The organism is Streptomyces sp. NPDC005533 (assembly GCF_042871845.1).
In the GTDB taxonomy this organism is placed as follows: domain Bacteria; phylum Actinomycetota; class Actinomycetes; order Streptomycetales; family Streptomycetaceae; genus Streptomyces.
The window spans coordinates 1-18,849 of the sequence record NZ_JBIAJH010000031.1 but is presented as its reverse complement, the minus strand read 5'-3'; the positions used below and the strand labels follow the sequence as shown (position 1 = coordinate 18,849).

At 73.4% G+C, this 18,849-nt stretch carries 19 protein-coding genes; 8 read left to right on the top strand and 11 right to left on the bottom strand.

What is annotated here, in order from left to right:
* Positions 1–70 precede the first annotated feature (70 nt).
* The 7 genes from ACFYP3_RS26795 to ACFYP3_RS26765 form a co-directional block, all read right to left on the bottom strand.
* Positions 71–907, bottom strand: a complete 837-nt coding sequence (locus ACFYP3_RS26795; protein ID WP_388837455.1) for a BTAD domain-containing putative transcriptional regulator — start codon at positions 905–907, stop codon at positions 71–73.
* 327 nt (positions 908–1,234) lie between these two features.
* Positions 1,235–1,414 (bottom strand): hypothetical protein, encoded by a 180-nt coding sequence (locus ACFYP3_RS26790; protein ID WP_388837452.1) that lies wholly within the window; start codon positions 1,412–1,414, stop codon positions 1,235–1,237.
* On the bottom strand, positions 1,404–2,150 hold the full coding sequence (locus ACFYP3_RS26785) for a ScbR family autoregulator-binding transcription factor (RefSeq protein WP_388837449.1): 747 nt from the start codon (positions 2,148–2,150) through the stop codon (positions 1,404–1,406). Before ACFYP3_RS26785 ends, ACFYP3_RS26790 begins: the two co-directional genes overlap by 11 nt.
* 49 nt (positions 2,151–2,199) lie before the next feature.
* Entirely contained in the window at positions 2,200–3,075 is an 876-nt protein-coding gene (locus tag ACFYP3_RS26780; RefSeq protein WP_388837446.1) for a BTAD domain-containing putative transcriptional regulator, read from the bottom strand.
* Positions 3,076–3,334: 259 nt separating this feature from the next.
* On the bottom strand, positions 3,335–4,006 hold the full coding sequence (locus ACFYP3_RS26775) for a TetR family transcriptional regulator (RefSeq protein WP_388837443.1): 672 nt from the start codon (positions 4,004–4,006) through the stop codon (positions 3,335–3,337).
* A gap of 279 nt (positions 4,007–4,285) precedes the next feature.
* Positions 4,286–4,960: a ScbR family autoregulator-binding transcription factor gene (locus ACFYP3_RS26770; RefSeq protein WP_388837440.1), complete on the bottom strand. Its 675-nt coding sequence runs from the start codon at positions 4,958–4,960 to the stop codon at positions 4,286–4,288.
* Between the two features lie 194 nt (positions 4,961–5,154).
* Complete coding sequence (locus tag ACFYP3_RS26765; protein WP_388837437.1) at positions 5,155–6,414, bottom strand: cytochrome P450; 1,260 nt, start codon at positions 6,412–6,414, stop codon at positions 5,155–5,157.
* Positions 6,415–6,903: 489 nt separating this feature from the next.
* On the opposite strand from ACFYP3_RS26765, the gene ACFYP3_RS26760 reads away from it, so the two are divergent.
* Entirely contained in the window at positions 6,904–7,890 is a 987-nt protein-coding gene (locus ACFYP3_RS26760; RefSeq protein WP_388837434.1) for a ScbA/BarX family gamma-butyrolactone biosynthesis protein, read from the top strand.
* A gap of 75 nt (positions 7,891–7,965) precedes the next feature.
* Here the strand turns inward: ACFYP3_RS26760 and ACFYP3_RS26755 are convergent, their stop codons facing one another.
* Complete coding sequence (locus ACFYP3_RS26755; protein WP_388837431.1) at positions 7,966–8,904, bottom strand: NAD-dependent epimerase/dehydratase family protein; 939 nt, start codon at positions 8,902–8,904, stop codon at positions 7,966–7,968.
* Positions 8,905–8,965: 61 nt separating this feature from the next.
* Between ACFYP3_RS26755 and ACFYP3_RS26750 the strand changes: the two genes are divergently transcribed.
* The 4 genes from ACFYP3_RS26750 to ACFYP3_RS26735 all read left to right on the top strand — a co-directional run bounded on the left by ACFYP3_RS26750 (position 8,966) and on the right by ACFYP3_RS26735 (position 12,888).
* Positions 8,966–9,715, top strand: coding sequence for an SDR family NAD(P)-dependent oxidoreductase (locus ACFYP3_RS26750; protein ID WP_388837428.1), 750 nt, complete (start codon positions 8,966–8,968; stop codon positions 9,713–9,715).
* A gap of 380 nt (positions 9,716–10,095) precedes the next feature.
* A complete protein-coding gene (locus ACFYP3_RS26745) occupies positions 10,096–10,968 on the top strand; it encodes a CPBP family intramembrane glutamic endopeptidase (RefSeq protein ID WP_388837425.1) in 873 nt (290 codons plus the stop codon).
* 1 nt (position 10,969) lies between these two features.
* Positions 10,970–12,292 (top strand): sensor domain-containing protein, encoded by a 1,323-nt coding sequence (locus ACFYP3_RS26740; protein ID WP_388837422.1) that lies wholly within the window; start codon positions 10,970–10,972, stop codon positions 12,290–12,292.
* A complete protein-coding gene (locus ACFYP3_RS26735; RefSeq protein WP_388837419.1) occupies positions 12,244–12,888 on the top strand; it encodes a response regulator in 645 nt (214 codons plus the stop codon). Before ACFYP3_RS26740 ends, ACFYP3_RS26735 begins: the two co-directional genes overlap by 49 nt.
* Positions 12,889–12,925: 37 nt before the next feature.
* On the opposite strand, the gene ACFYP3_RS26730 is transcribed toward ACFYP3_RS26735, so the two are convergent.
* Positions 12,926–13,687, bottom strand: a complete 762-nt coding sequence (locus ACFYP3_RS26730; protein WP_388837416.1) for a hypothetical protein — start codon at positions 13,685–13,687, stop codon at positions 12,926–12,928.
* A gap of 118 nt (positions 13,688–13,805) precedes the next feature.
* Positions 13,806–14,237 carry a DUF5958 family protein gene (locus ACFYP3_RS26725; protein ID WP_388837413.1) on the bottom strand — a complete coding sequence of 144 codons (432 nt, stop codon included), beginning with the start codon at positions 14,235–14,237 and terminating at the stop codon, positions 13,806–13,808.
* Positions 14,238–14,455: 218 nt separating this feature from the next.
* Here ACFYP3_RS26725 and ACFYP3_RS26720 point away from each other — a divergent pair, with 218 nt between their 5' ends.
* Positions 14,456–15,160: a hypothetical protein gene (locus tag ACFYP3_RS26720; protein WP_388837410.1), complete on the top strand. Its 705-nt coding sequence runs from the start codon at positions 14,456–14,458 to the stop codon at positions 15,158–15,160.
* 70 nt (positions 15,161–15,230) lie between these two features.
* Positions 15,231–15,959, top strand: coding sequence for a hypothetical protein (locus ACFYP3_RS26715; protein ID WP_388837407.1), 729 nt, complete (start codon positions 15,231–15,233; stop codon positions 15,957–15,959).
* 173 nt (positions 15,960–16,132) lie between these two features.
* On the opposite strand, the gene ACFYP3_RS26710 is transcribed toward ACFYP3_RS26715, so the two are convergent.
* Positions 16,133–17,215, bottom strand: a complete 1,083-nt coding sequence (locus tag ACFYP3_RS26710) for a P1 family peptidase (protein WP_388837404.1) — start codon at positions 17,213–17,215, stop codon at positions 16,133–16,135.
* Between the two features lie 219 nt (positions 17,216–17,434).
* Between ACFYP3_RS26710 and ACFYP3_RS26705 the strand changes: the two genes are divergently transcribed.
* Entirely contained in the window at positions 17,435–18,709 is a 1,275-nt protein-coding gene (locus ACFYP3_RS26705) for a pyroglutamyl peptidase (protein WP_388837401.1), read from the top strand.
* Positions 18,710–18,849 lie beyond the last annotated feature (140 nt).

Genomic DNA, 18,849 nt, shown 5'->3' with positions numbered 1-18,849 from the left:
CCACCGATGCCATGCCACGCCACGCGGTGCCGTGCGGTGCCGTGCGGCGGCCGGCCGGGCCCCCGGGGGCTCAGACCGCGTACAGGTCGAAGGTCGAGCCCCGCTTCGGCCCCGCCTGCACGTCCAGCGCCGGATCGACCGTCAACATCGCCTGGTGCAGCCGCTGGAGCTGCGGCGACGGCTCCACTCCCAGGTCCTCGATCAGCCGGCCGCGCAGCCGCCGGTACACGTCCAGGGCCGTCGCCTGCCGCCCCGAGCGGTACAGCGCCACCATCGCCTGGGAGTGCAGTCCCTCGTGCTGCGGATGCCGGGCGATCAGCTCGGTGAGCTCGGCCAGCAGCTCCGTGTGCCGGCCCAGCCGCAGGTCCACGTCGATCCGCCGCTCCACGGTGACCAGCCGGCTCTCCTCCAGCCGCATCACCTCGATCTCCAGGATCGGGCCCACCCGTACGTCGACCAGCGCGGGCCCCTGCCACAGCGTGAGCGCCGCGCGCAGCATCGCTGCCGCGCTCTCGTCGTCGCCCCGCTCGAAGTCGGCGTGGCCCCGGGTCACGAGGCTCTCGTACTCGTGCACGTCCACCGCGTCCGGCGGGATCTGCAGCAGGTACCCGCCGTGCCGCGTGACAAGGACCTCTTTTGCGCCACCGGCGCCGCCCGGACCCGAGCCGCCCGGCCCCATGGCGGTACCCAGCTGCCGGCGCAGCTGGAGTATGTACGTCTGCAAGGTGGTGAGAGCGCTCTGCGGCAGGTCGGCGCCCCAGAGCTCCTCCATGAGCGTGGGCACCGGCACCACCCGGCCCGGGTAGAGGGCGAGGAGCGTCAGGATCTGCCGCGGCTTGCGTGCGGTCGGAACGATCGAACCCCCGTTGACCTCGGCACTCAACGGACCCAGCACCTTAATCTTCACGGTCTCCTCCGCAAGTCGTCGACTCCCTCGTTTTTCGGCCTTCGACTCCGGGCACGGTAGCGGTACTTGAGCGACGCCACCGGATTCTCGAGCCCCCTTCGAGCCCCTCTCCACGCCCCCGTCCCGCAGCCGTGGAACAGGCCCGCACCCAGGCGAAACACCCCACGGACCCCGCCCGGGCAAGGACCGCTCCACCCGGGCGCCTGCCATGCCGGACGACCAACGCGAACGCCGGACGTCAGATACCCGTCCGGCCTCCGTACGCGCTGCCCGGGCCCGTTCCGCGCCCACCGCGCCCGACGCGATCACGGCGCCCGCCTGCGGGAGTTAGGCGCCCGCCGTCTCGGCCCGGTCCGCGTCGCCCGGCAGCACCCCGTGCGCCCGCACGGCACCCGCGGGCGGCGTCACCCCGCCCTCGTTCCTCTCGACGGCAGCCGCACCACCACCGGCACGGGCCGTCCCTCCCAGCGGCGCCGCCCACAGCGGTAGCACCGTCTCACCGCTCACGGACCGCTCCACCGCCTGCTCCGCCGCCGCCCGCTTCCTTGTGCCCCGCTCCGAGGAACTCCGCGGCCCCGCCGGATCCCGGCCCGCCCGCCGCGCCGACCGGCGGGCGCGTCCGGTACTTCCCTACGTCCTCGGCCGCCACGAGGCTCGGAAGCAGCCGGGCCCACAGGGCCGCCACCTTGCGCCGCAGCTCCCCGTACGGCGTTCCGGCTCCGGACATGACCTCGATTCCGCACGCCACGGCCGCCACCAGCGCCTCGGCGCCCTCCCACTCGCGCTCCGCCGCCGGCAGTTCACCCGCGTCCCTCGCCAGCCGGAGCAACGTACAGACCACCGCGATCCACGCCGCGTGGAAGTCCACCACCACCGACTGCGCCCCGACGGGCCCCCGGGGCCCGGCCCCGCACTCCTTGGTGATCCGGAAGCTCGCGGGGATCGCCGGATCCTCGTACAGCGCCCCGGCCAGCCAGTGCGTGATGTCGATCAGTGCCTGCAACGGCGGGGCCCCCGACTCGCGCAGGGACCGTACCTCCTCGTGCAGCAGGGTGTACCCCCGCTGCTGCACGGCTTCCCCCAGCTCGTCCTTGGAGGCGAAGTGAAAGTACAACGCCCCCTTCGTCACCCCGGCCGCGCCCGCGATCTCGCCCAGCGTCGCGCTGGCGTAACCGTTGCGGTGGAACATCTCGGCCGCGGCGTGGACCAGCCGCCTACGGGTTCGCTCCGACCTCTCCTGCACCGAGCCGTCCCCTCTCGCCCCGCCGCCGACCGGCAGGGCCCCGCGCACCTCAGACCCGAACGAGCCGCTCGCCCCCGGGCTCCACGCCCGGCTCGGCGAGGCCCTCGGGGCCCGCCATCAGGATCGAGCGCTGCAGCCGCCGCAGCGCCACGGACGGCTCCAGCCCCAGCTCGCGCACCAGCGTCCCGCGCAGCCGCTGGTAGACGTCCAGCGCCTCGCCGCGCCGGCCCGAGCGGTGCAGGGCGAGCATGAACTGCCCGTGCAGGTTCTCGTGCGTGCGGTACCGGCTGGCCAGCACGGTCAGTTCGGCCAGCAACTCCCGGTGCCGGCCCAGCCGCAGGTCCGCCTCGATCCGCTGGTCGAGGGCGCACAGCCGCGTCTCCTCCAGCCGTCTGGCCTCCATGTCCAGCTGGACCCCGCCCTGCACGTCGGCGAAGGCGGGCCCGCTCCACAGGGCCAGCGCCTCGCGCAGCAGGCGCGCGGCGGCGGGGAAGTCGCCCGCGTCCATGGCGCGGTAGCCGGTCCCGGCGAGCCGGTCGAACTCGCGCACGTCCAGGACGCCGCCGCCGCTGCTCAGCAGATAGCCACCCGGCAGGGTGACGAGTATGTCCTTCGCGGTCCGCACGGGATCGCCGGGATCACGGGGATCCCCGGGATCCGCACCCGCCCGCGCGCCGTCGGCCGCGCCCCGCTCCAGAGCGGTCGCGATGAGGGCACGTAACTGCAGAACGTACGTCTGGAGCGTCGTGCGCGCGCTGCGCGGCGGTTCGCCCGCCCACAACTCCTCGATCAGCGCCGATACGGGCACCACCTGATCGGCATGGAGGGCCAGGAGCGCCAGGACCTGCCGGGGCTTGGGGGCGGTCGGCGTGATGGAGATCCCGTTCTCCCGCACAGCCAACGCGCCCAGTACATCGATGTCCACGCCGTACTCCCCTGTCCTTGGATGAGTCGCACAGCAAGTAGAAAACAGGACCGACGGTTTGTCAATATCAAACCGGTTGCGCTGTTTTACCGACCAGCGAGACCTGATCAACCCTCAAAAACCTTCCCTGAGCTGGGGTTTCATCTGATCCCGTGGGTGTCGGAGCGGTCGGCGCCCCTCTTGATCGCCCCCGGCGAGACCCCGGGAATCGCCTCTCACGCCGCTCCAAACAGACCAAACAGTCTGCTACGAAGCCCCGTTACGGGGTGAAACGGCGCCCGGGGCCGGCGTCATCGGCCGAGCCCTCCGCCACGAGCCCGCCCAGGGTCCCGTCGGCCGCGAGCCGGGGGAGCGTCACCGCCCAGAACCGGGTCAGGGCGTGGGGCGCGAGCCAGTCCCGGTCACGGGCACCCAGGGCCTCCAGCCCCACGGTGGCGGCCACCACCACGCCCGCCGCGTCCTGCGGGGAGAGCCCGTCGGCCAGCACGCCCTGCCGGGCCGCGGCCCGCGTGACGGCCTCCACCCACAGGCGCCACTGACGGCGCAGGTCGATCGCGCTCCTGCGGGAGACGTCCGCGCACAGCAGGAAGGCGGCCCGCACCACCACGTCCGCCGCGAGCAGCGCCAACAGGGCGTGGGAGGAATCCACCAGCACCTGCAGGGCGTTGCCGTCCACCATCGCGGACGAGGCCGCGACGCCGCCCCACCGCTCGGTGGTGGCCCGCCGCAGCGTCTGCGCCGCCCGGTCCTCGACGGCCTGGGCGAGCACGGTCTTGTTCTCGAAGTGGAAGTGCAGCCCGCCGGCGCTCACGCCGGCCCGCCGGCTGATCGCCGCGATCGACGCGGTGACGAAACCCTGCTCGGCGAACACCTCCGCGGCAGCACGGATCAGCGTCTCTCGCGTGCGGGCCGCACGCTCCTGCTTGGCCATGGAGTCTCCACAAACCGTCAATGCGGTTTGCCCAAGGGGGTACAAGATCTTGTCGGCCACCGTCTGCGGTCGCACCGGAGCGCGGCTCGATTCCCGATGGAGCGGATGTGCGTAAGAGGCGTACGCCAACCAGCCCCGCGGCCGCACTCCTCCTGTCGTATACCCCGGCCCCGCACGCCTTGACCCTGCACGCATCACCCTGCACGCCGTCACCCCGCGCGTCATCGCCGTGCGCGGTCCCGTCCCGCCGCCCCCCGCGGTCCTCGCGGCGGGCGGGTCTCAGGACAGCGCCGGCTCGGGTTCGTGTGCCGGGTCGGTCCCGATCCCCATCTCCGCGGTGACCCGCCGCCCGCGGTCGGGGCCCAGGTCCAGCCGCGCGAGCACCGCGGGCGTGGAGATGCTCGGGTAGATGTGCTGGTAGACGGCGGCCACCCGCTGTTCGAGGTCCGTGCGGTCGTTGAGGGTCTGCGAGAAGATCTGGGCGCCCGTCCAGCAGGCGGAGAGGATCCAGGCCGTCTCGGCGGGATCGACGTGGGGGAGGAGTTCGCCCTGCTCCTTCGCCTCGCTGAGCAGGGCGCGCGTGAACTCGATCCAGCCCGGGACGGACCCTCCGCCGAAGATGTCGCGCATGCCCGGGCCCAGCGAGAGCCGCGCCCCCGCGCTGAGCATCGGCTCGTGCTTCATCCGGTACGCCAACACCATCGCGACGTCGGCGAGTTCCTGGAGCTTGCTCTCCCGGTGGGGCACCCCGCCCTCGGCGAACTGCTCCTCGAGCACGCCCTGGGCCAGCTCCTGCTTGGAGGAGAAGTGGAAGTAGAGGGCGCCCTTGGTCACACCCGCCCGCGCGAGGATGTCCGCGATGGTGGCCGCGTCGTAGCCGCGCTCGTCGAAGACCGCCGCCGCCGCTTCCAAGATCGCGCGACGCGTACGTACCGCACGCTCTTGCCGTGCCACGGTGCCTCCGTTGTCCCAGGGTCGTGCCTGACGGATCCCCTGACGGGACCCGTCACCCCATCATCCGTCACCTCCTCAAAACCAACCAGAAGGTCCGTATTTTAGTCAAGCGCCTCTGCCCAGCCGGGCATCACAATCCGTCACCTCTCCACCAAAACCCCACACCCCCTTCCCTCACTTCCCTCCCACGCGCCTCACACACCCCGCTTTTCGGCCCCCAACACCACCGGCAGCTCCCGCAGTCCGTTGGAGATGAACGACGCCACCCGCGGCAGCTCCCCGCCCGGCGCCGGCGCCGGCTCCGCCTCCGGGAACCTCGCGAAGAAGCGCTCCACGGCGATCGCGCACTCGGCCCGCGCCAGGGTCGCGCCCAGGCAGTAGTGCGTGCCGAAACCGAAGGACAGGTGCTGACCGCGGCTCTCGCGCGTGACGTCGAACCGCTCCGACCCCGCCCCGTGCAGCTGCGGATCCCGCCCGACCGCCCCGAAGGACACCAGGATCGGGTCCCCCTGTGGGATCACCACCCCCTCGCCCATGTCGATGTCCTCCACCGCGAACCGCAACAGCCCGTACGAGGCCGGCGGTTCGATGCGCAGCGCCTCCTCGACCACGTCCTCCCAGGAGGCGAGACCCTCGCGCACGGACTTCAACTGCTCCGGGTGGCGCAGCAGTTCGTGCAGGGCGGTGCAGATGAGGTTGACGGTGGTCTCGTACCCGGCCGTGAAGAGCAGGATCAGGTTGTCGACCAGCTCCTTCTCGCTGAGCCGCGCCCCCTCCTGCGCCCCGTCCGAGTCCCGGGCGGCGATCAGCACGCTGGTGAGGTCGTCCCCCGGGTGCGCCCGCCGGTACGCGACCACGTCGGCCATGGTCACGTCCATGTCCGCGGCGTTGCGCTGCGCGTCCTCGACCGTGATCGTCGTGTCGAAGAAACCCTTGATGATCTTGTGCAGGGGGGCCCAGGACCGCTCCGGGATCCCGAACAGCTCGAAGACCATCCGGGTCGGCAGCTCGTGCGCGAACCCCGCCCGCAGATCGACCGTCCGGTCCGGCGGCAGCGCGGCCAGACCGTCCAGCAGCCCGTCCACCACCTCCTCGATCCTCGGCCGCAGGGCGGCCACGCGCCGCGAGGTGAACGCGGCGGCGACAGGCTTGCGCAGCCGCGTGTGCTCCTCCCCGTAGGCGGTGATCATGTTCTGCACGGAGACCCAGATCGACAGCGGCCACTCGGCGCCGACCTCTCCGCTGATCCACGCCGGCCAGTGCCGGTAGGCGTCCTTCGACACCCGCGGATCCACCAGCAGCCTGCGGATGTCGGCATGCCGGTTGACGGCCCAGCCCCTCACCCCGCCGGGCAGCAGCACCTGCGTCGCCGGCGCCTGCTCCCGGATGCGCGCCGCCTCGGCGTGCACGTCCGCTCCGGAGAGGTCGATCGCTATCGGGCACTGACGGTTCATCTGACGGCTCTCCAGGATGGCGGCGAACAATGGTCACAGGGGGCAGCGGACTGCCGACACCCTGCGTTCAGAAACCATCCATCCGGTTCTTTAGTGACCGGCGGCGGCCCTGATTCTGACATTGCCCCACCCTGCCTGCCAATGGTTTGCCGAACGGGTTCCGCCACGTGGCGATCACTCAAGGGCGGCCGGAAAGTCGCCCGTTGAACAACATGTGACGATGGCCTGCCGGACCGGCGCATATGACCGGAAGGCCTTCTCCCACTTGGGCCGTGATCCCTCATATCGCGAGCGGCGGCCGCCATCCTGATATTCGCTGGTCGACGTCACGGCAGCCCCGCGCTGTCTTGATCGGCCACCCCCGACGATGGCGCACGAGCGACATCCACTCTCCCTCCGCACCTTGCAAACCAAACCGGAGAGTACGTATCTTGCGTTTCGCGTACGCAACCCGTCCCATCCGTCAAACGGCTCTGCGGGAGAGGTCCCATGACCATGCTGACGACCCGGAACCACGCGCCCGTCCTCCCGCTCAGGGGAGCGGGAGAACCCTGGACGCGCTGCAACGAGGCCCCGGTACTGACCACCACGGTGCCCAGGGAGTACGTCCACCGCAGCTCACTCGCCGAGGTCTTCCTCACCGGCTGCGACCGCATCGGCGAGGACACCTTCTCCCTCACCGGACAGTGGCCCCGCGCCCACACCTTCTTCACCAGCGCCGACGGCCGCGGCCACGACCCCGTACAGGCCGGCGAGACCATCAGACAGGCGGGCCTCTACCTCTGCCACGCCGTCTACGGAGTCCCCCTCGGCCACAACGTCCTCCTCTGGAGCCTGGACTTCACCTCCCGTCCCGAACGACTGCGCATAGGCCGCGGCCCCAGCGAACTCGACATGACCGCCCGGTGCACGGACTTCACCTGGAAGGGCAGCCGCTTCTCCGGCTTCCTCCAGGTCGACATCCACCGCGCCGGCGAACTCGCCGCCTCCGGCACCGCCCGCTTCACCTGCGTCGCCCCCACCACCTACCGCCGCCTGCGCGGCGAGCGCGGGCACGCCGGCTTAACCCGCCCCCTCGCCCGCCGCACCCCCGTACCCGCCGCCTCCGCCGGCCGGCTCGTGCCCTTCGACGTGGTCCTCGCGCCCGCCGACCGGCCCGGCCGCTGGCTGCTGAACCCCGACCTCGACCACCCGATCCTCTTCGAGCACGCCAACGACCACCACCCCGGCATGGTCCTGGTCGAAGCCGCCCGCCAGGCCGCCTGCGGACTCCACCTCCCCGGTACGTTCACCCCCACCGGCCTGTCCACCGAGTTCCACCAGTACGCGGAACTGGACACCCCCTGCTGGGTGGACGCCACCGTCGTCGCACCCGGCCGCGTCGAGATCACCGGCCACCAGGACGACCGCACCGTCTTCACCTCGACGGTCACCGGCCGCCACGAAGAGAGCCACGCGATGTTCCCCCTGCGCTGACCGCCGCAGCCCCCGGCCCCCCACCGGCCGGACCCAGACCCCTCGCGGTGACACCCCGCGCCGCAACCCTCCGCCTCAGCGCGGCGACCCCAAGCCCTCACCGCGGTACCAGTCGGCGTAGCGACCGAACGCCTCACGGAACCGCGCCCCGGGGGAGGCCGCCAACTGCCCCCACAGCCGCCCGCTGTCGTACCAGTGGTCCACCGCCAGCAGCGACACCTGCCGCCGCACCACCGCATCCGGACCGTCCGGGCCCCCGACCAGCTCCAGCGCCCCGGACAGGTCCACCTCCCCCCTCGGCAGCGGCAACCCCAGCTCCCGCGCCACCGTCCCCACGAGCTCCCGCGCCGTCACCGGCTCGGGATGACCCGCGTGCAGCACCCCGGCGACACCCCCCTCCCGTACGGCCAACTCGGCGATCGCACCGGCCAGCGCGTCCACCGACACCAGGGACATCCGGGCCCGCCCGCCCTCCACCCAGTGCGGCAACCGCGCGAGCAACCGCACCAGCGACGGCACCACCCAACGGTCCCCCCTCCCGTACACCAGATGGGGCCGCACCACCGCCCCGCCCGCCGCCAGCACCATCCGCTCACCGGCGAGCCGGGTCGCACTGGTCACCGACCCCGGCTCCTCGGCGAGCTCCCCCTCCACCGCACCCCGGTGCGCCCCCTCCCGGTACACCGCCGCCGTCCCCAGCTGCACGATCCGCCGCACCCCGGCCCGCTCCGCCTCCGCCAACAGCGCCCGCGTACCGGCCACGTTGACGGCCCGGCACTCCTCGGCCGTGCCCCCGATCCGTGCGGCGAGATGCAGCACGCAGTCCACCCCCTCGCACAGCCCGCGCAGCGACCCGGACCGCACGAGGTCCCCCCGCACCCCCTCCACCCCTGACGGCACATCAGAACGGTGCGCCAACGCCCGTACCCCCACACCCTCCTTCACGAGCCGCTCCACCACCGCGGACCCGACGAACCCGGCCGCTCCGGTCACCAGCACAACGCTTCTTCTCATCACACCCCCCATCTCATCGTGTTACGGTCGCGCCGTGACGGGGGAGACCAGCAATTCTCTGATGGCGGGCAGATCGGCGCTGATCACGGGCGCGAGCGCGGGCATCGGCGCGGCCGCCGCACGCGTCTTCTGCCGCGAAGGCGCCTCGGTGACCCTGGTGGCCCGCCGCGAACCCCAACTCGCCGCCCTCACCCGGGAATTGCGCGCCGCCGGCCACCAGGCCCAGTACGTGGTCGCCGACGTCTCCCGCAGCGAGGACGTGGCCCGCGCCGTCGACGCGGCCGTCGCCGCCTACGGCCGCCTCGACGCCGCCTTCAACAACGCGGGCGTCGGCGCGACCCCGCAGCCCATGCACCTGCTGGACGAAGACGCCTACGACACCGTGATGGACACCAACGTCCGCGGCGTCTGGAACTGCATGCGCCACGAGATCCGCGCCATGCTGGCGGGCGGCGGCGGCTCCATCGTGAACAACAGCAGCACCGCCGGCCTCGTCGCCACCCCCGTCACGGCGACCTACATCGCCTCCAAACACGCCGTCCTCGGCTTCACCAAGGCCGCCGCCTGCGAGTACGCCACCCACGGCATCCGCATCAACGCCATCGCCCCGGGCTCCACCCGCAGCGAGATGATCGACCACTGGCTCCAGCAGAACCCGGCGATGGAAGAGGTCCTCCTGCGATCGGCCCCCCTGCCGCGCATCGCGGACCCGACGGAAATCGCCGAGGCGGCCGCCTGGCTCTGCAGCGACCGCGCTTCCTTCGTCCTCGGCACGACCCTCTCGGTGGACGGCGGCTGGACGACGCGCTGACCCGTCGCGGCGCGGACCCCGTCACCTTCGGCGGCCCTCATCGGTCCCCGCTCCACGGGGCCGAGCGACGAAGGGAACACCGCTGAAGACTCTGCTCGTCTGCACGTCCGTGTCCCACGGCACCGCCCGCCGCGTGGCGCAGGCGATGGCCCAGGTCCTCGACGCCCGCCTGGTCACACCCCAGGAGACGACGGCCGTCGAGCCGGCCGGCCGGGCGCCGTTCACGCCGCTCGGCGGCACGGGGAGCGCGGGGGAGTGGTGTACCTGGGTACACCCCCCTCGGCAGCCACGTACAAGGACGGACCGCACTCCCCAGCGGCAAAGTCGCAGGTGGGGCGTGAGAGCCGCGCCCCGGCGACCGACGGGGGAGGCCGGGCAGCATGCCGGACCACCAGCACCAGCACCAGTACCAGAACCAGCACAACCAGAACCAGAACCAGGGGCAGCGGCGCGTGTGGCGCAGCGGATGGGCGGCGCAGGCAGGAGTGTTCCTCGTCGTCGCCTTCCTCGCGGCGGGAGCCTGCGCAGCCCTCCAGCCCGCGACCGGGATACCGCCCGAGGTGGTGCAACTGACCCAGCTCGGCCCCGCCCTCGCCGTGGCGGCCGTGGCACTGCTGTGGCCCGCCCGGACCAAAGACCTCCTCGCGGGAACCCTGCCCGCCCGCGGCAGCCGCCCCGCCCTCCCGCTCGTTTCGGCCCTCCTGCTCACCCCCGGCCTGATCATCGCCCTCGCCGCAGCCGGCCTCCTGCTCACCTCCGGCACGCTCCCCGTCACCGCTCCCCGGGCCCTGGAACACCCCCTGGCCCTGCTCGTGGCCGCCCAGCTCCTCGGTGCCTGCGCCGAGGAGATCGGATGGCGCTGCCACCTCCAGCCGCTGCTGCGCACCCGCTTCGGCCCGGTCACCGCCTCCGTCCTGGTCGGCGCCCTCTGGGGCCTGTGGCACGTCCCCGTCCTCGCACAGGAGCCGGCCTACGCGGCCGGATTCCTGACGGCCACCATCGCGATGTCCGTCATCCTGGGCCTGGCCCTGGAACGCGTACGGCACAACCGGCTGCTCCTCGCGGGCGGCTTCCACACCCTGGTCAACCTCGGCATGCTGTTCGTGACGGACGAGACGTCCCCGGCGGCCGCACCGATGGTGGCCCTCGGCGCCGCCTGCCTGGCCGCAGCCCTCCCGTGGCTCGCCGCCGCCCGCCGCCCGGCGACCGCGCCCGATAAGATCACCACCACAACAGCGCACGGAACGCGCTGACATGACGGGACGACAGGCGGACATGGCGCAGGCAGACACCCGCCCCGGCATCCGGGGCGCGCTCACCGCCCTCGGCCGCTGCCAGCTGCTCTCACTCGCCGCGCTCGCCGTATGCGGGGCCGGCACCCTCGTGGTCGGCGCGCTGCTGCTCCTGCCCGTCGGCATCGGCTTCCTCCTGCTCCCGCCCGCCGCGGCGCTCCTGCGCCGCATGTCCGACCGCCACCGCGCCCGGGCCGCCCGCTGGACGGGCACCGTGATCAGCCCCCCGCGGCCGCTCCCGCCCCGCCCGACCGCACCCGCCGGCACCGCCGACCGCCACCGACAGGCCCGCGCGCTCCTCGGCGACGACGGGTTCTGGCACGACCTGCGCTGGGCCTGGGCGGAGCCGTGGACGGGCGCCCTGCTCGTCGCGGTGCCGCTGGCCCTCGTCGAGTACGGCCTCTTCGGCGCGGCCGTACAGCCCTTCGTGTGGCGGCTGTTGGGCGACGGCAACTGGTACGCCTTCATCCTGGTCGACTCCACCCCGGCGATGCTCGCCGCTCTCCTGCTCGGCCTCGGATCCACCGTCGCCGGGCTCCGGCTGGCCCCGGCCACCCTGCGGCTGCACGCACGCTGGAGCGCGCGCCTGCTGGCCGCCCCGCACACCACCGAACTCGCCCGCCGCATCGAACACCTCGCCGGCTCCCGCGCCGACGTCCTCGACGTCCAGGCCGCCGAACTACGGCGCATCGAACGGGACCTGCACGACGGGGCACAGGCCCGCCTCGTCGCCCTGGGCATGACCCTGGACGAAGCCACCCGGCTCCTCGACAGCGACCCCACAGCCGCCCGCGCCCTCCTGCGCGACGTACGGGCCATCTCCGAGCGGGCACTCCAGGACCTCCGCGAACTCGTCCACGGCGTCCTGCCCCCCGTCCTCGCCGACCGCGGCCTCGGCGACGCGCTGCGCTCCCTGGCCCTCGACAGCCACCTCGACGTGCACGTCGAGGCGACCCTGCCCGGCCGGCTCCCCGCCCCCGTGGAGTCCGCGGGCTACTTCGCCGTCGCCGAACTCCTCGCCAACGCCGCCAAGCACTCCGGCGCCCCGGCGGTCCGCATCCGCCTGCACCACACCGACGGCGTCCTGCACGCCACCGTCACCGACGACGGCCGCGGCGGCGCCGACCCCGACGGCAGCGGACTGCGGGGCGTACGGCGCCGACTGGACCCCTTCGACGGAACCCTCGTCCTGCACAGCCCGCGGGGCGGCCCGACCACCGCGACCTTGGAGATACCGTGCGCGTCGTCCTCGCCGAAGACCTCTTCCTCCTCCGGGACGGGCTGACACGCACCCTGCGCGAACACGGCTTCGACGTGGTCGCCGCGGTCGACAACGGCCCCGCCCTGCTCCACACCCTCCTCGCCGAAGAACCGGACGTGGCCGTCGTCGACATCCGCCTGCCACCCACCTTCACCGACGAAGGCCTCCAAGCCGCCCTGGAAGCACGCCGATCCCGGCCCGCCCTGCCGGTCCTCGTCCTGTCCCAGTACGTCGACCAGCTCTACGCACACGAACTCCTCGCCGGAGGCCACGGCGCGATCGGCTACCTCCTCAAGGACCGGATCACCCACACCACCCAGTTCATCGACGCGGTACGCACCGTCGCCACCGGCGGCACGGTCATGGACCCCCAGGTCATCGCCCGCCTCCTGGCCCGCAGCGACGCCCGCGGCACCACCGCGCAACTCACCCCGCGCGAACTGGACGTACTGGCCCTGATGGCCGAGGGCCGCTCCAACACCGCCATCGCGCAGACCCTGTTCATCAGCGAGAGCGCGGTCGCCAAACACACCGCCGCCATCTTCACCAAGCTCCGCATCGAACCCTCCGCGGACGACAACCGCCGCGTCCTGGCCGTCCTGGCCTACCTGAAACGCTGAGCGGCGCCGCCACAGCGTGACGGCCAGGCCTGCCGGCTCAGCTGTCGCGGTCCCAGCGCAGAGCCGCGAACGTGGCGGGGAACGCGATGAGCGCCCAGACGGCCACCGTCATGCCCGCTGCCACCCAGGCGTCCCACATGGTGAGGCAGAAGAACGACACGGCGAGCGGAACCACCACCACGCACACGATCTTCGCCATGCCGAAACCGACCCGCGGCGCGACGGGACGGCCGCCGGCATGGCGGCGGGCCCGCCGGACACTGCCGAACGCGGCGATGAAGGCCACCCCCGTCAGCCACACGCCGACCAGCGTGATCCCCACGTACATGGTGGCCTCGTCCGGCAGCCCCGGCAGCGTCTCGCTCACCCCGTCATGGCGGACGGAGACCTGGACGTCCCGCCAGGTGACGACCTCCACCTCCACACCGGGCCTGATGCGCCGCGACAGTTCGCCATCGGGATCGAGGCGGAACGGCTGATCGGCGGGGACCGGAACGGGCCCCCGCAGCCGCACCTGGAAGACGGTCGCCTTCTTCGGACCGCTCTTGGCGGGCCCAGCCGACAGCACGGTGGCCCGGGTCGTGCGCAGACAGGGGTCCGTCAGCCGTTTCGCCTGCGCCTCCGTACACGGCCTCGCCCCCAGGAACGACTCCTCGTAGGCGATCTGCCCCGGGATCAGGCTGCCCACCGCGACGCAGAGCGCCAACAGCACCACCCCCAGCAGCGCCCAGCCGGCCCCCGCCCACCACTCGCTCCGGGCCCGCTCCCGGCCGCTCGCCTGCGCCATGTCCAACGCCACGCCGTCATCCCCCTCGTGCCACGCGCCCGCGGCCGCGGCCGGGAACGCGCCCTGATCCATACGGACGGCGGACGCGACACGACGGTTCCACCGGCAGCCCCAGCGACCACAGCCGCCGCTACGGCTCTCCGGCTGCCGCGGAAAGGTGGTGCCAGGCGTGTCCGCAGGCGCCCTTGCAGCACGTCCGCCTGCGGCGCGTGTCGGCGACGCCGAACACGGCGACGAGCACCCGGAACGCCGTCACGTGCTCGTCGGCCGGCAGGCCGCAGAACCCGCTGCGGGGCGGGTCCATGCAGATCATCACCGCAGGATTGGCCGTGGGCCTCACCCCGGACCGCGCCACCCCGGCGCGGCTGTCCGCGGCCGTGACGTGCGCCTGCATCGCGTACCCGCCGACCAGCCGCAACACCTCCCGCCGGTCCGCGGGGGAGAGGCGGCAGAACCAGGCGGCGCCCTCGTCCAACGTGCGCAGCTCCTGCGCTACTTCGTTGACGACCCGGTCGGCCTCGCGCCGCAGGTCGGCGCCGCCCACACTGCTCGTTGCGGTCATCTGCCGATCCTGCCACGCCGCCTCCGGGACGGTGGGGGAGGAGGGCACGGGCCGGGGGTCTGGGCCGCCTGCTGAAGTAACCCCGACGCCCGCACGCCAGGGCAGCGGTCCCGGCGAGCAGTTCGCCGCCGCCTCCTGCCGGGCTCACCGCCGATGTCAGTGGCGGGCGTGAAGATGCGTGCACAGCACCGAACCAGCCACCGCCCGAGGGGTTTTCCATGTCCGCTTCCGTTTCCCGGCCCGCAGTCGACACCGCGGCCGCCACCGCGTTCCCCACCGGCTGGTGCGCCACCGACCTGGGTCGTTTGCGGCCCTGCGCCTCCACCTACGACGTGTACCCCCTGGAGAGCCTGCCCCCGCTGGACGCCGCACACATCGACGGCCGGTTCCACTGGCTCGGCGGGGCGGACGGCCCGCGATCGGAACACGAGGAGCACCTCGCGGCCCTGGCACGCGACCTGGCCGAGGCCGGCCTGACCCTCCCCGAGGACTTCGCCGCCTTCTACGCCGGCGAGCACCTCCACCGCGCCTTCGACGAGGTCTCGGTGACGGCGTGCTGGAGCCACCTCTCCGGCCCCCTGCGCAGCCCGGTGGAGGAAGGCGCCCGCCTCATACGGTTCCTGCGGGACCAGCAGGACTGCGTCATCTGGTACCTGTACCTGCGCCCCTGCGGCGAGGCGTTCGTGGTGTTCTCGCACCTGGAACTGGAGTCCGCCGGCTGGTGGGCGGACGGGGAACCGGCCGAGGAGGTCCGGGCCGCGGTGGCCGCCTCGCTGGTGCGGTGCGCCGACGGCTTCGAGGAGTTCGCGTACCGCTTCGTCGTGGAGAACGAGCTGTGGATGCGGATGAACTCCACCGGCGCCGCCGGCCCGCTCCCCGCCCGCCTCCGGTCCTACGCCGACCACTACACGCCCGCCGGATAGGGGACGCGCCGCCGCCCGGCGGTGGCGTCGGCGATGCGCCAACCCGGCAACGGTTCGCGGACCTGTCCCCGTGAACACCGGTGGAGAGGCCGATTGCGACGTACGGTCGAGCAACCGGCCGGACCCGACCGCCGGCACCGCACACCTGGCCGGGGTCGGCTCCTCGACGCCACGACCGGAACGGGAGCAGCCGATGCTTCTCTACGCCCAGACCCCAGCGCGGCGCAACCGCCAGATCCTCGCGGACCTGGTCGCCATGGTCCTGATCGCCGCCGCGGTGTGGTTCGCCCTGGCCGTCCACGACGCGATCATGCTGCTCGCCGAGCCGGGACGGAAGGTGGAGAGCTCCGGCAAGAGCCTCGCCACCGCCCTCGGCGACGCCGGCGACACGGCCTCGGACGTGCCCTTGGTCGGCGACCTCCTGAAGAAACCCTTCCGGTCCGCGGCCGACGCCGGCACCGGCATCGCCGACGCCGGACAGTCGCTCCAGGACAGCGTCAACCAGTTGGCGACCCTGGCCGCAGTCGTCCTCATCGTCGTCCCCGTGGCGTTCGTCCTCCTGCTGTGGCTCCCCCTGCGCCTGCGCTGGATCCGTCACAGCGCCTCCATCCGGCGCCTGGCCGACGCACCCGGCGGCGCCGACCTGCTCGCCCTGCGCGCCCTCACCGGCCCGCCCGGCGACCTCCTGGCCATCCCCGCCCCGCCGGGCGGCCTCGCGGACGCCTGGCGCCGCGGCGACCAGCAAGCCGTCGCGGCCCTGTCCGGGATCGCACTCAGGCGCGCGGGCCTACGGCCCTGACCCCGCCCGGACGACGTACCGGGCTTCAGGCACCGCGGGAGGCCGTCCCGGCCGCCGGCGGGCCCGGCCGCCCGGTGCTCCCCGGCCGCACACCACCGCGTCCCGTACGCCCGTGACCGCGCGCACCCGCGTACGGGACCCGCCCGGCACACCCCGCAGCGACCGTCACCCCGTCATCCACCGTCCCGGACCCTCGGCTGCGGACCGTAGAGGTCCCGCCAGGAGGGGAACAGGCCGCCCGGACCGTCGAAACCCTCCGCGGCCCGCACCGCGTGGACCACCGCCCGGCACACGGCGTCCGCCGCCGCACCCAGCACCTCGTTGAATTCCGCCATCCCCGCCAACGGGTGCCCGCCCAACGCCAGCCCGAAGACGGTGTCCCCGTCGTTCATCAAGTGCACCGGACGGATCGCCCGGGCCAGCCCGTCATGAGCCGTGCCGGCCATCTTCTGCACCTGGGCCCGCGTGAGGTCGGCGTTGGTCGCCACCACGGCGAGGGTGGTGTTCATCACCGCCCCCGACCCGCCCTCCCCGGGATCGCCGCGCCGCGACCGCGTCGTGGCACGGGCCTCCTCCAAGGCCCGCCACGCCCGCGCGTGCACCTCCGGCCGCGGCCACACGTCGCGCCGGCCCGCATAGAACTCCCCGTACAACGCGCCCGACCCGGGATCGACGACCGACCCGGCCGCGTTCACCACCACCAGGGCGCCCACCACCGCCCCGCCCTCCAGCGACACACTGGCCGACCCGACCCCGCCGCGCAGACCGCCCGCCACCGCACCCGTCCCCGCCCCGACCGACCCCTGCGCCACCGTCGCACCCACCGCCGCGGCCGAGGCCGCCTCCACCGCCCGCCGCCCCAACGCCGGCCCGGGGCGCAGCCGGAAGTCCCCGCCCCGCCCCAGGTCCAGCAGCGCGGCCGCCGGCACCACGGGTACCACCTGCCCCGCCCCAGGCCCCACCGGCACGCCCCGGCCCCGCTCCTCCAGCCATTCCATGACGCCGTGCACCGCGGCGAGCCCGTACGCACTGCCACCGGTCAGCACGACCGCGTCCACCCGCTCGACCAGCGCCCGCGGATCCAGCGCGTCCGTCTCGTGCGTCCCCGGACCCCCGCCGCGCACGTCCACCGCGGCGACCGCCCCACCCGGTGGAACCAGGACCACCGTCGTTCCCGACAGGGCCCCCACACCCGTCAGCGCGGCATGCCCCACGCGCACCCCGGCCACGTCCGTTATCGCATCGACCCGATCCACGTTCCGCCCCCGATCGCACCGCTACGGCCGCCCTGCGTGCCGCCGCCCGTCCACGCCGTCACCCTCTCATCCCACTGCCACCACGCACCGCCGCCACCCGCCCCCACCACCCGCCCCGGGCGCCGAACCGGACTCCTGGAGGGCGGAGTTGAGCCAGTCCCCGCAGCTGCGCCCGGTGCGCCTGGTGGGCGCGACCACCGCTATGTAATGTCACATCGCATGATGTTCTTACGTCGTGCGGCATCGGCCGCCGCCCTCCTCGTCACCGTCCTGCCCGTGGCGGTCGCCGCACCCGCCCACGCGGCCGACGGCGCCACCGCCTGCCGCCCCCCGGCGCCCGTACCGCTCGACGCCGAACAGGCACGCCTCGCCGACACCCGCACCACCGCCCTGGTCGAAGGCGCCGGACTCGCCGACTTCGTACGGCGCCTGCCCGCCGCCCTGTGCACGACGCGCAGCCCCGCCGAAGCCGAACGCCTCCTGCGGTCCTGGGGCGAGGCCCTGTGGCAGGCCTCCGTACGCCGGGCCCAGGGACAGCGGCCCGGCGGCGACCTCGCCCCCGCGGACGACCGGCCCCTGTACTGGGCACGGCTCGCCATGACCGCCGAACTCGCCCGCTGGCAGCCGAAGTTCACCGTCGACCGAACGGCGCTCCGCGCCCGCTTCGAGGACGCCTCCCGCGGCCTCACCGACAACGCCTTCCAGACCGCGCCCGGCGTACGCCGCGTCTTCATCAGCGGCTTCGACCCCTTCGGACTCGACGCGGAGATACGCCGAGCCAACCCCTCCGGATCGGCCGCCCTCCAGCTCAACGGCCGCCGCGTGACACTCGCCGACGGCAGCCCCGCCGAGATCCGCGCCGTCGTCCTGCCCGTGCGCTACGCCGACTTCGACGCCGGCCTGGTGGAGCGGGCCTTCGCCCCGCGCCTGGCCGCAGGCCCCGCCTCCGCCGACATCATCACCACCGTCAGCCAGGGCTACCCCGGCATCTTCACCCTGGAGGACTGGGCCGGGCGGGCCCGGTCCGCCGACCCCTACCCCGACAATGCGGGCGCGCTCTCCGGCGGCACCCGCGAACGCCCCGTGACCGCCCCCGGCCTCGGCCCGGGCCCGGAGTTCATCCGCACCACGCTCCCCGCCGACGCCGTGACCGCCGCCGTGCAGAGCCCCTACCCCGTCCTCCTCAACCCCGACGTGACCGAGATCCCGGAGGGCGCCACGGCCCCCGTGGACCGGACCGACGGCCCCACACCCGGCTCGCGCGCCGTCGCGGGCGGCGGAGGCGGCTACCTGTCCAACGAGGTCGCCTACCGCTCCAACCGGCTCCGCACCGAACTCGCCCCCCACCTGCCCGGCGGCCACCTCCACACCCCCGTGCTCACCGGCCTGCCGGCCAACCCCCGACAGCTGACCGGCCCCGAGTTCGAACGCAACGAGAGCGCGATCACCGCCGAGATCCGCGCGATCCTCGAACACGCCGCCGCACCACGCTAGTGACCTGAGTCAGAGATTCACTGTTAGTCGGGCATGAGTCGTCCGGGCCCGAAGATTCCGCCGTTGTCGGTCACCGATGCCCAGCGGGCGGTGCTGGAGGGCTGGTTACGCCGCCGCACGACGGCTCAGGCTTTGGCCCA

Excerpts from the sequence above, each read along its gene's own strand:
- ACFYP3_RS26750 (WP_388837428.1), top strand. The coding sequence starts at position 8,966 with ATGGCGGGCAGATCGGCGCTGATCACGGGCGCGAGCGCGGGCATCGGC.
- ACFYP3_RS26720 (WP_388837410.1), top strand. The coding sequence starts at position 14,456 with ATGTCCGCTTCCGTTTCCCGGCCCGCAGTCGACACCGCGGCCGCCACC.
- ACFYP3_RS26745 (WP_388837425.1), top strand. The coding sequence starts at position 10,096 with ATGCCGGACCACCAGCACCAGCACCAGTACCAGAACCAGCACAACCAG.
- ACFYP3_RS26775 (WP_388837443.1), bottom strand. The coding sequence starts at position 4,006 with ATGGCCAAGCAGGAGCGTGCGGCCCGCACGCGAGAGACGCTGATCCGT.
- ACFYP3_RS26760 (WP_388837434.1), top strand. The coding sequence starts at position 6,904 with ATGACCATGCTGACGACCCGGAACCACGCGCCCGTCCTCCCGCTCAGG.
- ACFYP3_RS26705 (WP_388837401.1), top strand. The coding sequence starts at position 17,435 with ATGATGTTCTTACGTCGTGCGGCATCGGCCGCCGCCCTCCTCGTCACC.
- ACFYP3_RS26740 (WP_388837422.1), top strand. The coding sequence starts at position 10,970 with ATGACGGGACGACAGGCGGACATGGCGCAGGCAGACACCCGCCCCGGC.
- ACFYP3_RS26765 (WP_388837437.1), bottom strand. The coding sequence starts at position 6,414 with ATGAACCGTCAGTGCCCGATAGCGATCGACCTCTCCGGAGCGGACGTG.
- ACFYP3_RS26725 (WP_388837413.1), bottom strand. The coding sequence starts at position 14,237 with ATGACCGCAACGAGCAGTGTGGGCGGCGCCGACCTGCGGCGCGAGGCC.
- ACFYP3_RS26755 (WP_388837431.1), bottom strand. The coding sequence starts at position 8,904 with ATGAGAAGAAGCGTTGTGCTGGTGACCGGAGCGGCCGGGTTCGTCGGG.